The following is a 12,953-nucleotide window of genomic DNA, read 5'->3' as shown; positions in this document are numbered from 1 at the left end:
TCACTCTCTAATCTGATAATGTAAAACCAGAAACTGCTTAAATTTTTTAACTACATGGAGACTATGGCGCAGTAAATCACGTTCAGCTCTATCTAGGCCTTCACATGTTATGTGGTTATGAGTGTGCTGTTGGTCTAACTGTTGGTGCAAGCGCAGCTTGAACATCAATTTTAATGCTTCGGTTAAATTCTCAGCCGTATCAGGCTCTAAAATCTTTGTGTCGCTCAGTTGCCTAATACGTGCAAAGGTATTGTTTGAAGTCAGTCCATATTCGAGTGTCAGAGCTCTGATGCCATGAATGATAGGAAAAATGCCTCCCGCTTTTATGTCGATGCCTTGTTTGCCATACTTGACCTTGCCTAACAAAGTCAAAGGCAGAGAAAATTGTACAGCAGGTTGAGTAAAGCTCTGTAAAGAGAGCATGTTATTTTTCATTATCTGTTTTAGGTGGCTGCGAACTGGACTGAGGAGCTTAAGATTTCCAGCAATCGCATGAGCATCGGTAAATATGGCTAGGTTCATGATGTCATTGCCTGATCTTGCCAATGCCCAATTACTGAGGGTCTCTTGCCATTCGGCTTGGCTCTTAACCCAGTCAGAGTTATTCACCATTACCTTACCTGGACATAATGGGTAACCCAGTTGATGCAATGTATGTGTGAGTTTTTCCATAATTTGGCAGCATTCGGGCCAAATAACTCTGTCTCGAATAATCAGCGCATTATCTTGATCTGTTTTGAGTATTTGTTCCCCACGGCCCTCTGAACCTAGCACAACTAGGCAGCATCGTTTGTGCATTTTGGGTGGCACAACTAACTCAAAAGCTTTTTCAATAATTTGTTCATTGACCGCTGACATCAGTTCCATGATGAAGCGAATATGGATGCCGTGTGTGAACAGCCCATCGACTAATTGCCGCTGACGCAGTGAAGTGGCGGCCAGTTCGTCAATACTTGTAGCTCTTGCAATACCTAAGGTTAAGACGTGGGAATGGGTTGAAAATGCGCTGAGAATTTGAGTCATATCAAGCATGCCGATAGGCTCTTTTCCATCGACCACCATAATCCGTTTAAAGCGGTGTCTTGTCATCTTTATCATGGCATTAAACAAGAACTCCCCTTGATGTATTTGCAATACAGGATAGCTTGCTATGGAGGTAATTGGGGTTTTGTCGGAGAGCCCTTCTAGTATAACGGCGTGCAGCATGTCGGTTCTGGTTATAATGGCAAACGGCAGTGAATGCTCTTCACTTTCTAATCGGTGGTCATCGTCATTTAATCTTACCAATGCAGCATCACAGCCAGAGTCTTTGAGGATCAGGGTGGCCTCCTGAATCGAGCTGTCACAGCTAAGTATTAAAGGAGGGTGACATAAATTAGCATCGACCTTGTTGAGGATGAATTCAGCTAAGTTTTGTTGCTTGTGGGCTGTGTCTACCAGTTCTTGGCGTTTGGCTAAATTATTGTTGAAATAGGCAGCGAATTGACCATTCTGATCATACAGATCAATAAATACAGAGCGTGGTAGAAGGTAGACTAGGGTGTCTTCTAAAGAAACATAATCGTGGCGAACCTTTTGTTCGAATAATGCGCGCACATCAAAAAGGTCATCATGGGTATAATGAGCGAAAACTTCCTTGCCATCTTCATCTCTTTCTTCAACTATGCCCTTGATAATAATATGTAAGTATTGGCTGTCTTGGTTAGTTTTGAGTACATGTTGATTATGACGAAAGTAGGCGATATCTATACTGCTTAGTAATGTGTTTTTCTGACTTTCTTCCAGACAATCAAAGGGTGGCAATTTGAGATTGAAGTGAGCAGGCATAAAAACCCCAACTCAGAAAAGAAGACATGAATACAGTTTGACAAATTTGTTGTGTGTCGCCAGACGACTTTGGTCGAATACAACTGAATGGGCTTTAGGGTAAAAAACTTTCCTTTTATTGATTTGATAAATAAGGATAATATAGCATCAGTTTTCATATGCATTCGAGTTGGACATGTTAACCACTTCTCCCTTTCATTGGACATCTCAGTACTTCATTGGTTTTTTCTTTGCCTATGGTGTGTATTTGCCTTTTTGGGCATTGTGGTTTGAAGATCAAGGAATTTCAGCCACTGATATTGGTTTGTTAGTTGGCATTGGCTTTGCTACCCGCTGCGTCGCTAACATGGTCATTACGCCGAGGATTCACAAGGTGGAGCAGCTCATGCCTGCTTTGCGCTGGTTAAGTATTGCCGCGCTTCTATTTGTGATGTTTCATTTTCTCGCGACAACGAGCTTTTGGTTGATGGCCCTTGCGACTGTGCTATTCAATCTCTGTTTTGGCCCCATAGTGCCACTTTCCGATGCAATGGCGAATTACTACGCGCGGATAAAAATGATTGATTATGGCCGAACGCGTCTTTGGGGATCGGTGTCCTTTATTATTGGTTCGACAGTGGTGGGGTATCTGGCTGCTGAATTTGGCAGTGAGATGATTTTGTATACCGCTGCTGCAGGTATGTTATGCGCTATTTTGTTTTCTATGCGTCGTATCCAACCTATGCCGAAAACAGTAGAAAAAGAAGCAACCCATCGCCCTAAACTAGGAGACATGCTCAAAGATGTCTCAGTGATTAAATTTTTGACCTTAGTTGCTCTTATTCAAGGAAGTCATGCTGCTTATTATGGTTTTAGTGCTATTTACTGGAAAGAAGTGGGACATGCTGAAGATACAATAGGGTATCTTTGGAGCTTAGGTGTGATTGCTGAAGTTGCCGTATTTGCTTTTAGTAAGAGGTTGTTTACTGGTTGGTCACTGAGAACCCTCTTTGTATTAGCTTCAGTTGGTGTCACTGTTAGATGGGGGCTAACCGCTTCAACGACGGTGCTCTCAGCGCTTATTTTAATTCAGTTACTGCATGGGGTGACTTTTGGTGTTGCCCATATTGCTGCCATTCAATACATTCAACATTCTGATGTTAATAGAATTGTTGCCTTGCAAGCGCTCTATAATGCTATTCCTTTAGGAGCAGTTATTGCTTTGTTGACAGCCTTGTGTGGTTGGGGGTATGAGTCTTGGGGGGCGAATGTGTTTTGGATTATGGCGCTGATGGGGATTGCCGCGTTATTTATCCATGTAGAGCCTATTCGTAGTCAGCCCTCTATTATCGATACCGAAACGCAGAATTGAAAACAATAATTTGAGTTAAGTTGTGACTCGGCGTTAAATAAAACCTCTCTTTACCGGAGAGGTTTTTTAATTTGGCGATGAAATGAGTGGAATTGAATAGGGAGACTAGATGCAAGATTGGCAAGTGATTACAGTATCATTAATGTATTTGGTGTTGCTCTTTGTTATTGCTTGGTACGGTGATAGGGCTCCCAATTGGCTATCTCGCTGGCGTTCTGTGATTTACAGTATGTCGATCACTGTATATTGCACTTCTTGGATTTTTTATGGCACTGTCGGTCAAGCGAGCATAAATCCATGGTCATTTATACCTCTGTACCTTGCTCCAATTATTGTTTTTACCTTGTGTTGGCGAATATTAGCTCGACTTTTGGTTACTGCTAAGCGAGAAAATATTACCTCAATTGCCGATTTTATTGCCGCACGTTATGGCAAATCACAAGGACTCGCAGTGGCGGTGACATTAATCGCTGTTCTGGGCGTTTTACCTTATATCGCTTTACAGCTACGAGCCATCACCATGGGGCTAGAACTGGTATCGCCTGAGTTGTTTAGCGCTGTCACAACACAAGGGATTGATATCTCGTGGTTTGTCATGACAGCTTTAGCGGTCTTTACGATTTTGTTTGGCACTCGTTACGTTGATAGTACTGAGCATCATAGAGGGATGATGAAAGCGATTGCCTTTGAATCGGTGATAAAGTTATTTTCCTTCCTCATTGTGGGTGGCTTCATTGTCTACCTTACTCTTCAACGTGCAGATATTGAGTTGTTATCAATTGCACAGAGCACTTATCGCTCTCCCAATATTGCGACCCTTGTCATCCATACCTTGTTGACCATGCTCGCGATATTATGCCTACCGCGCCAGTTTCACACATTAGTGGTCGAAAATGAACATGCCAAAGATTTAAGAACTGTGCGCTGGATTTTTCCAATCTATTTACTTCTGATGGCGATGTTTGTCTTACCTATTGCTTGGGTCGGTCAGGAACTTTTAAGCGGTGTTAGCCCAGATACTTATATGATCAGTTTACCTATGGCACTAGGCGCTGAACAGATAGCTTTAATTGCTTTCTTGGGAGGGACTTCAGCCGCTTGTGGAATGGTGATTGTCTCAACCATTGCCCTGGCTATAATGATGTCGAATGATCTCGTTATGCCAATGTTATTGCGAGGGACTAAGCTGGCGCAACGCAAACACCGCCACTTTTCTAAGTTACTGTTGAGAATCCGCCGTTGCCTGATAGTGGTTCTTCTGATTGGTGCATGGGGCTTTTATCATGTACTCGGCAATGTTCACTCGCTGGCGACGATTGGTTTTTTGTCATTTGCTGCTGTCGCTCAGTTCGCCCCCGCAATATTAGGTGGCATGTACTGGAGAAAAGGGAATCGCAAGGGCGTATATAGTGGCCTTGGGGTGGGATTTTCCATTTGGTTTGTTACGCTTTTAAACCAGATGTTTCAACATGAGACCAATCAGTTTTTTGCATGGGTAATGACACCTCCTGAACTTCTTAAACCTTTAAATATCGAGAATGTTGATTGGGGCATGACATTGAGTTTGCTGCTAAATGCAGTTTGTTATTTGCTTGTGTCTTTATCTACCCGAACTAGTATCAGTGAGCGACTTCAATCTGGTTCTTTTATTGGTCTTCCAGCGACGGAAAGTGACAACTTAAGCCTTTATCAAAGTAGAGTGACGGTTGGTGAACTTGAAATGTTGGCGGCTCGTTTTGTAGGAATTGGGCGTGTTCGTGCCGCCTATGAACAATTTGCGCAAACCCACAACCAACATCTTATCTCTGGGCATCAGGCGTCACCCAGTATGATACGTCATACGGAGAGAGTTCTAGCTGGCGTGTTTGGTGCCGCCTCAGCTAAATTGGTGCTGACTTCTGCGTTGCAAGGTCGCAATATGCAGCTGGAAGAAGTGGCAACGATAGTCGATGAAGCATCGGAGCTTTATGATTTTAGTCGTGGTCTTCTCCAAGGCGCAATTGAACATATAGGTCAAGGTATTGCAGTGGTTGATAAGCAACTAAGGCTAGTTGCATGGAATAGACGTTATCTGGAACTTTTTAGTTTTCCTAAAGGTTTTATCCAAGTTGGTAGGCCAATCGCAGATGTCATTCGTCATAATGCCGAACAAGGCTTATGTGGCCCAGGTGATCCAGCAGATCATGTTCGTCGCCGTCTACATCATCTACATAGAGGAACCCAGCATACTTCCTCAAGAGTTCGACCTGATGGAAAAGTCATTCAGGTTCAAGGAAACCCAATGCCAGGTGGTGGGTTTGTGATGAGCTTTTCTGACATCACGGTTTTTCGTGATGCAGAACGATCGCTTAAGGAAGTAAATGAAAGCCTCGAAGAGCGTGTTTTGCATAGAACTCAAGAACTAGAACAATTAAATAAATGCTTGGTTACAGCAACAAAGCGTTCTGAACTTGAGTCTCAGTCTAAATCACGATTTCTTGCTGCCGTAAGTCATGATTTGATGCAACCACTTAATGCTGCACGCTTGTTTGCATCTTCGTTATCTGAAACAGCCCAAGAAAAGGAAACTCAGCGTTTATCTCAGCATATAGAAACCGCCTTAGAAGCTGCTGAAGATCTGATTGGTGATTTGCTTGATATCTCACGCTTGGAGTCTGGTAAGCTTGAAGTCTATCCTCATACGTTTGCAGTGAGTGATGTGTTGTCTAATCTCAATGCTGAATTTAGCGCCTTGGCCGGGCGTCAAGGCATCGATTTTCAAATGGTGCATAGTAAACTCGTGGTATTATCTGATCCAAAATTACTTCGTCGAGTCGTACAGAATTTCTTAACTAATGCTTTTCGATATAACCCCAAAGGTAAGGTCGTTTTGGGTGTTAGACGCGTTGGAGAAAAAGCCAGAATAGAAGTGTGGGACAATGGCGTTGGTATTGAACCAGAGAAACAGCAGGAGATATTCGAGGAATTCAATCGAGGCGACCAAGCACGCACAGATCATGGCCTTGGGCTTGGTTTAGCAATATCTAAAGGGATTGCACACGTTTTGGGGCATCAAATTTCTATGCGCTCTTGGCCTGGCAGAGGAAGTGTTTTCTCTATCACTCTTGAGCGTGGAAAACAAGCTGCCAAGTTGACGCCCTCAACTCAGACAGGGCTTGATGTTACCTTGGGTCGAATTAAAGTGCTTTGCGTTGATAATGAGCCAGATATTGTGCTAGGTATGGAGAGCTTGTTAGAGCGTTGGGGGTGTGATGTGCGCACGGCGACGGATATCTTCTCGAGCCTAAATTGTCTTGAGCAAGGCTGGACACCTGATGTGATCCTCTCCGATTATCGGCTTGATAATGATCGAACTGGGTTAGAGTTGTTGCAGCAATTCAGATTAAGATTAGGTCAGCGATTTGAGGGGATCATTATTAGTGCAGATAGAGCGGATGACATGATGGAAGGCGTTCGTTCTAATGGCTTTCACTTTATTCCCAAACCGGTTAAGCCGCTGAAACTCAGAAGTTTGTTAAATCGGATAGGTAAAAAAGAACAAGACATGGCTTGAGTATCGCGTTTTAATCGGTGAACAGCGTTTCGTATGTTACGAAAGCGGTTTGAGTTTCTCCGTAGTATAGGGAGCCACCAAATTGCACTACCACTCTTAACCAGCTCTGAGAAGAATTTGGTTTAGGCAAGCTGATGTGCCAGCTTTTCCCTGCTTGATCTAACGGTTTCATGTCTGTGGGAGGCGTATTTTGTGTTTGGCTATCTGCAATGGATAACTTTACGCCATTAATTGCATATTCAGTGCGTAATGAAAGTTCGAGCTGTTCATCTCCTATCTTCTCTGAGCGTATTTTAATTTTAAAATCACCATTTTCCATACTGCAAAGCCCGCTTGTATATCGGCAGTTAGACTGACTGACCATTTTGTAACTCTGTCCTTTAATCGCAGGGTGTGGTTTTTCACTCACTGCAATATCAGTAGCAAGGTAAGCAATAATAGACAAAATCGGCGCAATAAGTAGAGCAGCAATGAAATGCTTGTTTGTTAACATCTTAGTACCCAATTGATGCAGATAAACTCACAGTAACTGAAATTTTTGTAGGGGGAAAGCCTCTCTACAGTAGATGGTAGAGAGGCAAGTTACCGACTAATGATCGACAGCTTGTCCTGCGCCAGTTGGTACACGGACGTGTTCCACCAAGTCTTTTACTTCTTGTGGTGTTTCAGCCGTGACTTTGGAGACAATGAAAGCAACGACAAAATTAAACACAGCACCTATCGCACCAAAAGCGTTAGGTTCGATACCTAAGAACCAGTTGCTGCCCCAACTTTGCAAGTATTTCCAGTCAGCAATGAATAGAATGCCTTTGTGTTGGAAAACATAAAATAGGGTTATGGTTATACCCGCAATCATGCCTGCTATTGCACCCTCTTTATTAATATTTTTGCTGAAAATGCCCATCATGAGTGCCGGGAATATCGAAGAAGCGGCCAAACCAAAGGCCAGCGCTACGGTCCCTGCGGCAAAACCAGGTGGGTTGAGCCCCAAATACCCTGCAACTGCAATGGCGACAGCCATGGAAATCCGACTTGCCAATAGCTCTGTCTTTTCGGATATATTTGGGTTGATAACACCCTTGATTAAATCATGGGAAATGGCTGATGAGATTGCGAGCAGTAATCCTGCGGCAGTGGAGAGAGCAGCAGCAAGCCCGCCAGCTGCGACAAGTGCAATGACCCAATTAGGCAGCTTGGCGATTTCTGGGTTGGCGAGAACCATGATATCGCGATCTACTTTCAGTTCATTGGTTTCTGCACTCGGGGTATATTGTATTTTTCCATCCCCATTCTTGTCTTCAAAACCCAATAGTCCGGTTTTTTCCCAGTTTTTAAACCAATCCGGCCGCTCATCATAGGCAAGATTTTGTCCAGGTGCTGGGTTGACTGTATCCATTAAGTTTAGTCTTGCCATCGCTGATACTGCAGGGGCTGTGGTATATAAAATGGCGATAAATACTAATGCCCAGCCAGCCGATGAGCGGGCGTCTCTTACTTTAGGTACCGTAAAGAAGCGAATAATAACGTGCGGTAAACCAGCTGTCCCTATCATCAAAGACATGGTGTAGACGAACATATTCAAAGTGTCGCCTCTAACTTGGGTCGTGTACTCACTAAATCCCAATTCAGTCACCACTTGGTCAAGTCGATCAAGCAGGTACACATCACTACCAGCCATCGTACTGCCGAGCCCTATCTGAGGGATAGGGTTACCTGTCAATTGAAGTGAAATGAATATTGCTGGTATTGTATATGCAAGAATCAAAACGCAATATTGGGCAATTTGTGTGTAGGTGATACCTTTCATTCCACCCATAACAGCATAGATAAATACGATACACATACCAACGAACAATCCCGTTGAATAGTCCACCTCGAGAAATCGTCCGAAGGCAACACCTACCCCCTTCATCTGCCCAATAACATAAGTTACGGACGCTATGATGAGACAGATAACAGCAACAATACGTGCAGTATTTGAATAGAAGCGCTCACCTACAAACTCAGGGACGGTAAATTTACCAAATTTGCGTAAATAGGGTGCGAGTAAAAGTGCAAGTAAGACATAACCCCCTGTCCACCCCATTAAAAATACTGACCCGCCGTAACCCATAAATGCTATCAAGCCAGCCATTGAAATAAAGGAAGCTGCCGACATCCAGTCCGCTGCTGTTGCCATGCCGTTTGCGATTGGGTTGACACCGCCACCTGCGACATAGAACTCTTTTGTTGATCCTGCGCGTGCCCATATGGCTATTCCGATATAAAGAATAAAAGTGGCGCCAACGATCAAATAAGTCGTAGTTTTCAGATCCATTTCCGTCGCTCCCTACTCGTCGACATTAAATTCGCGATCGATTTGTCGCATTTTCCATGCATAGAAAAAGATAATAGCGAGGAACGAATAGATGGAGCCCTGTTGAGCAAACCAGAATCCCAACTTATACCCACCGATCTGAAATTGATTGAGTTGGTCGACAAATAAAATCCCGCAACCAAATGAAACAGAAAACCAGATAACCATTAAGGTAATCATGAGTTTTACGTTCTTATTCCAATAGGCTTTGGCTCTTTCCTGACTTTCAAATGCCATTGACGCCTCCTTAAGATTGGTTGTAAATAAAATGTTTCATTAATTACCTTACCAAGCGTCAGTTAGATAGAAGCGCTTTTCAACTTTAGTATTGTTGAGACATACAAAAAGCGCCTGTAAAACAGGCGCTTGTTCAGCGTTTGACTTAAATTCAAGCGTTTTTAACTAAAAAATTAGACTAAAGTCTAATGGCTGGTTAAAAACATTTTTGATAGCTAGCCAAGGTAAAAATCTTTTATTCCTAACAGCAAGTTGTTAAGTGCAACTGCTGCAAGGATTAATCCCATGACTCGGCTGATGATCGCCGCTCCAACATTTCCTATCCACTTTTGGATATGAGTTGCTCCTAGTAAGAGGATTAAAGTTATCAGTAATACGCCAATCATGACAGCGGCAGTGACTAACTGATCGGCTGCTGAGTATCTATGGTTATCGGTCAGCATCACTATGGCCATCATAGCGCCAGGGGATGCAATCGAGGGTATGGCTAGTGGGTAAACAGCGAGATCTGCCAGGTCTGAGTGACTGACTTCCTCTGATATTTTCGTTTCTTGTTCCGGTTTAGACTCGCCGAATATCATAGTCAACGCAAATAGCAGTAAAACGAGTCCTCCGGCAGCTTGGAAAGCTGGTAAAGGAATCTGCATTGCGTCGAGAAGCAGCTGTCCAACAAGCAAGAAAAAGAGTAGAACTCCAGCCGAAATACCTACCGCCTTCAATGCGACTAATCGACGTTGTTTTGCTGAAAGGTGCTGGGTTTGAGATAGATAAACAGGTACAGAGCCTACAGGGTCTATAACAGCCCAGAGCACAACAAATTGAGTGAATAATACGCTAAGCAATATTTTGACTCCCAGAGTTGGTTAAACAGAGGGATGAACACACCGATTCGTTAATCGATGAAAGTATCTTAGCAGATAAATCATATCAATAGTGAAAAAACGTTAAGAATATTCATATTCTCGTTGTTGGAGCAGAATAACGGCTTGAGTTCTATTTTTTACATCTAACTTTCGAAATATAGCCGTCATATGGGCTTTTATCGTTGCTTCAGAGACATTAAGCTCATAGGCTATTTGTTTGTTTAGAAGTCCGTCAGATAACATTGTAAGGACTCTATACTGTTGTGGAGTCAAAGCTGCTATTTTTTCAGTTAACTCGTCATTTGTCTGGTATGTGGTTACGTATTCAGGGAAAAAAGGCTCTCCGTTTAGTACTTGGGTTAAAGCCTTGATGAGTTCACGCATATCGCTCGATTTGGGGATGAAACCGAACGCGCCATGGCTTCTGACTTGTGTGACAACGGAAGGCTCTTCACTGGCAGAAATGACCACGATTGGCAAATCTGGGTATTCTGCGCGCAGTTGTATTAATCCTGATAGACCATTGGTGCCGGGCATCTTGAGATCTAATAGCAGTAAATCAGGCTCTTGTTCTTTGCTCAAAACTGTGAGTAAGCCGTTAAGCGAGTCAGCTTCGATCAAATTAGCACCACTTATTGCCATGTGTACTGACTGAAACAGTGCATTACGAAATAGCGGGTGATCGTCAGCGATAATAATGGTGTAAGTTGAATCCATGGTATTGAATCGTATCAATTAAAGGTTGGCTTAATAAGATTATTGTCGGCTTTAAGGACGTGAACAATCTCCATGCATAAAAACTCTGAACTATATCGGGTTTTCTGCTCAATCAAGAAGATACGTGGCTATGGCCGCCAGCTTAAGAACTGGCGGTGACTTTACTTTGGTCTAAAGGCGGTGTGTATTAAGATGTTGTAAAAAAGGCTCAGCTGCCATAAATCCAGTGATTCTTGCACTGGGGATATGCTGTCCGCTTGCATCCCAAAACTCTATGGTAGGTAGCCCGAGAACCTTCATTTTTTCCAGAAGCTCAATGTCTTGCGGCAAGCTTTTTGTCACATCAGCTTGGAGTAACACAAAGCCTTTCAGTTTGTTTTCCACATCGGCTTGATGGAACGTGTATTTCTCAAATTCCTTACAAGCCACGCACCAATCGGCATAAAAGTCGAGCATTACAGGTTTGCCAGCCAGTTTGGCGTTGGCAAGTTGTTGGTTAAGGTCTGCCACTGTCGTTATACGAGTAAATTTGATACTTGGTTGCGACTGTTCAATATGTCCACCACGCCAATAGGTTAAAACTGGCTGCGCCGACACGAATAACCCGAGTATGGCAATGACGCCGATAGTACTTTGTTTCCATCCAACTATTGGTAAGGAATTCTTGATGTGATACAGCCACGCAAATGCTGCTAGCCCGAGTAATGACCACAATCCTGTTGCCCAAACTTCAGGCAGGATACGTTCTAGTAGGAATATGGGCGCGGCTAGGAGAATAAACCCAAACAGTGTTTTGACTCTATCCATCCAGTTACCCGCTTTAGGCAGCAGTTTATTACCAAATACAGCAACCAGCATCAATGGGATCCCCATGCCTAAGGCCAGTGCATAGAGGGCGACGCCACCTGCGATCAGATCGCCACTTTGAGCCACATAAAGTAAGGCGCCGGAGAGCGGTGCAGTGGTGCATGGGGAACAAACAAGCCCTGATATGGCACCCATTGCAAATACACCGAATGAATTTCCACCTTTTTGCTTGTTGCTTAAGTTATTGAGCCAAGTTTGAACACTGCTAGGTAGCTGAATGGTATAGACACCAAACATCGATAAGGCTAAAGCGATAAACAGGGCGCTCAAACCAATTAGTACATACGGGTGCTGCATCGCTGCTTGAAATTGTAGTCCAGCAGAGGCGACGACCAAACCAAGTAGGGTATAGGTGAGGGCCATGCCTTGCACATAGATGAAGGCCAGTCCAAGTGCTCTGCTGTGATTAAGCTTACCGCTACCAAGCACAATACTAGTCAGAATGGGATACATGGGCAAAACGCATGGAGTAAAGGCAAGCCCTACCCCAAGCGCCAAGAAAAGTAGTGGCGTCCACCAGTTATCGCTTAGGCTGGTGGCTAGATTAGACTCCTGTGATGTTAATGGGGATGGGGCAGCATTCGTTTTCGCTAGCTTGGCTTGACTTGTTGGTTCTTGGTTGTTGTTACTTGTAGAGTTAAAAGGTGTTAAATCCACTATGCGAGTTTCTGGTGGGTAACAGAAACCAGCTTCAGCACAGCCCTGATACTGCACAATCAGCTTGGCTCCATTTTGGTAATCCGTTATTGGAACTTCAATAAATAAAGGTTCAGTATAAATATTAACTTCGCCAAAAAATTCGTCTTGATGTGGTGTGCCATCTTTTATGTCGACTGCATTTAGCGTAACGTTTTCACCATTAATGGATAACTTCTGTTGGTAGAGGTAATAGCCCTTTTTGACCTGCCAATCGAGAAAGACACGATCGTTTTGTTGAAACGCATTGAATGGGAAGGCTTCATCGACAGGGACAAAGGTATTAGCTTGGTTACCGAAACTGGGTGTCGATTTAGATTGCCCAAAAAGCGCCATACTAGGCGCTGAAAAAACGGTCAGAGAGAGCAAAAAAAGCGATAAAATGGCACGCATACAGAAGTCACTTAAGTCAAATTTTGTTCATTTTAACTCAATCAGACAGAGAAAAGTGGTATTAAGTTTCAACCTTAGTGAAATATATATTTT

At 43.4% G+C, this 12,953-nt stretch carries 9 protein-coding genes; 2 read left to right on the top strand and 7 right to left on the bottom strand.

Going from position 1 to position 12,953, the window contains the following annotated elements:
• On the bottom strand, positions 1-1,827 hold the full coding sequence (locus tag DPF90_RS16410) for a DUF294 nucleotidyltransferase-like domain-containing protein (protein WP_114787412.1): 1,827 nt from the start codon (positions 1,825-1,827) through the stop codon (positions 1-3).
• A 175-nt stretch (positions 1,828-2,002) separates the two neighbouring features.
• Here DPF90_RS16410 and DPF90_RS16405 point away from each other — a divergent pair, with 175 nt between their 5' ends.
• Both DPF90_RS16405 and DPF90_RS16400 read left to right on the top strand, forming a co-directional pair.
• Positions 2,003-3,178: a 3-phenylpropionate MFS transporter gene (locus DPF90_RS16405; protein ID WP_114787411.1), complete on the top strand. Its 1,176-nt coding sequence runs from the start codon at positions 2,003-2,005 to the stop codon at positions 3,176-3,178.
• Positions 3,179-3,287: 109 nt separating this feature from the next.
• Positions 3,288-6,731: a PAS domain-containing hybrid sensor histidine kinase/response regulator gene (locus DPF90_RS16400; protein ID WP_114787410.1), complete on the top strand. Its 3,444-nt coding sequence runs from the start codon at positions 3,288-3,290 to the stop codon at positions 6,729-6,731.
• Between the two features lie 10 nt (positions 6,732-6,741).
• Here DPF90_RS16400 and DPF90_RS16395 read toward each other — a convergent pair whose 3' ends face one another.
• From DPF90_RS16395 to DPF90_RS16370, 6 genes are all read right to left on the bottom strand, one after another.
• A complete protein-coding gene (locus tag DPF90_RS16395; protein WP_114787409.1) occupies positions 6,742-7,224 on the bottom strand; it encodes a hypothetical protein in 483 nt (160 codons plus the stop codon).
• Positions 7,225-7,320: 96 nt separating this feature from the next.
• Positions 7,321-9,048, bottom strand: coding sequence for a sodium:solute symporter family protein (locus tag DPF90_RS16390; protein ID WP_114787408.1), 1,728 nt, complete (start codon positions 9,046-9,048; stop codon positions 7,321-7,323).
• Between the two features lie 12 nt (positions 9,049-9,060).
• Positions 9,061-9,324, bottom strand: coding sequence for a DUF4212 domain-containing protein (locus tag DPF90_RS16385; protein WP_114787407.1), 264 nt, complete (start codon positions 9,322-9,324; stop codon positions 9,061-9,063).
• A 215-nt stretch (positions 9,325-9,539) separates the two neighbouring features.
• A complete protein-coding gene (locus DPF90_RS16380; protein WP_114787406.1) occupies positions 9,540-10,166 on the bottom strand; it encodes a MarC family protein in 627 nt (208 codons plus the stop codon).
• Positions 10,167-10,268: 102 nt separating this feature from the next.
• Positions 10,269-10,904, bottom strand: a complete 636-nt coding sequence (locus DPF90_RS16375; protein WP_114787405.1) for a response regulator — start codon at positions 10,902-10,904, stop codon at positions 10,269-10,271.
• A gap of 171 nt (positions 10,905-11,075) precedes the next feature.
• Positions 11,076-12,860, bottom strand: coding sequence for a protein-disulfide reductase DsbD (locus DPF90_RS16370; RefSeq protein WP_114787404.1), 1,785 nt, complete (start codon positions 12,858-12,860; stop codon positions 11,076-11,078).
• Positions 12,861-12,953: the final 93 nt, after the last annotated feature.

Source organism: Vibrio tetraodonis (assembly GCF_003350295.1).
GTDB classification, from domain to species: Bacteria; Pseudomonadota; Gammaproteobacteria; order Enterobacterales; family Vibrionaceae; genus Vibrio; species Vibrio tetraodonis.
This window is presented reverse-complemented; position numbering and strand designations above follow the sequence as displayed.

Bases quoted from the DNA above. Each gene is read 5' to 3' on its own strand.
- DPF90_RS16390 (WP_114787408.1), bottom strand. From the start codon at position 9,048: ATGGATCTGAAAACTACGACTTATTTGATCGTTGGCGCCACTTTTATT.
- DPF90_RS16400 (WP_114787410.1), top strand. From the start codon at position 3,288: ATGCAAGATTGGCAAGTGATTACAGTATCATTAATGTATTTGGTGTTG.
- DPF90_RS16395 (WP_114787409.1), bottom strand. From the start codon at position 7,224: ATGTTAACAAACAAGCATTTCATTGCTGCTCTACTTATTGCGCCGATT.
- DPF90_RS16385 (WP_114787407.1), bottom strand. From the start codon at position 9,324: ATGGCATTTGAAAGTCAGGAAAGAGCCAAAGCCTATTGGAATAAGAAC.
- DPF90_RS16375 (WP_114787405.1), bottom strand. From the start codon at position 10,904: ATGGATTCAACTTACACCATTATTATCGCTGACGATCACCCGCTATTT.
- DPF90_RS16410 (WP_114787412.1), bottom strand. From the start codon at position 1,827: ATGCCTGCTCACTTCAATCTCAAATTGCCACCCTTTGATTGTCTGGAA.
- DPF90_RS16370 (WP_114787404.1), bottom strand. From the start codon at position 12,860: ATGCGTGCCATTTTATCGCTTTTTTTGCTCTCTCTGACCGTTTTTTCA.
- DPF90_RS16405 (WP_114787411.1), top strand. From the start codon at position 2,003: ATGTTAACCACTTCTCCCTTTCATTGGACATCTCAGTACTTCATTGGT.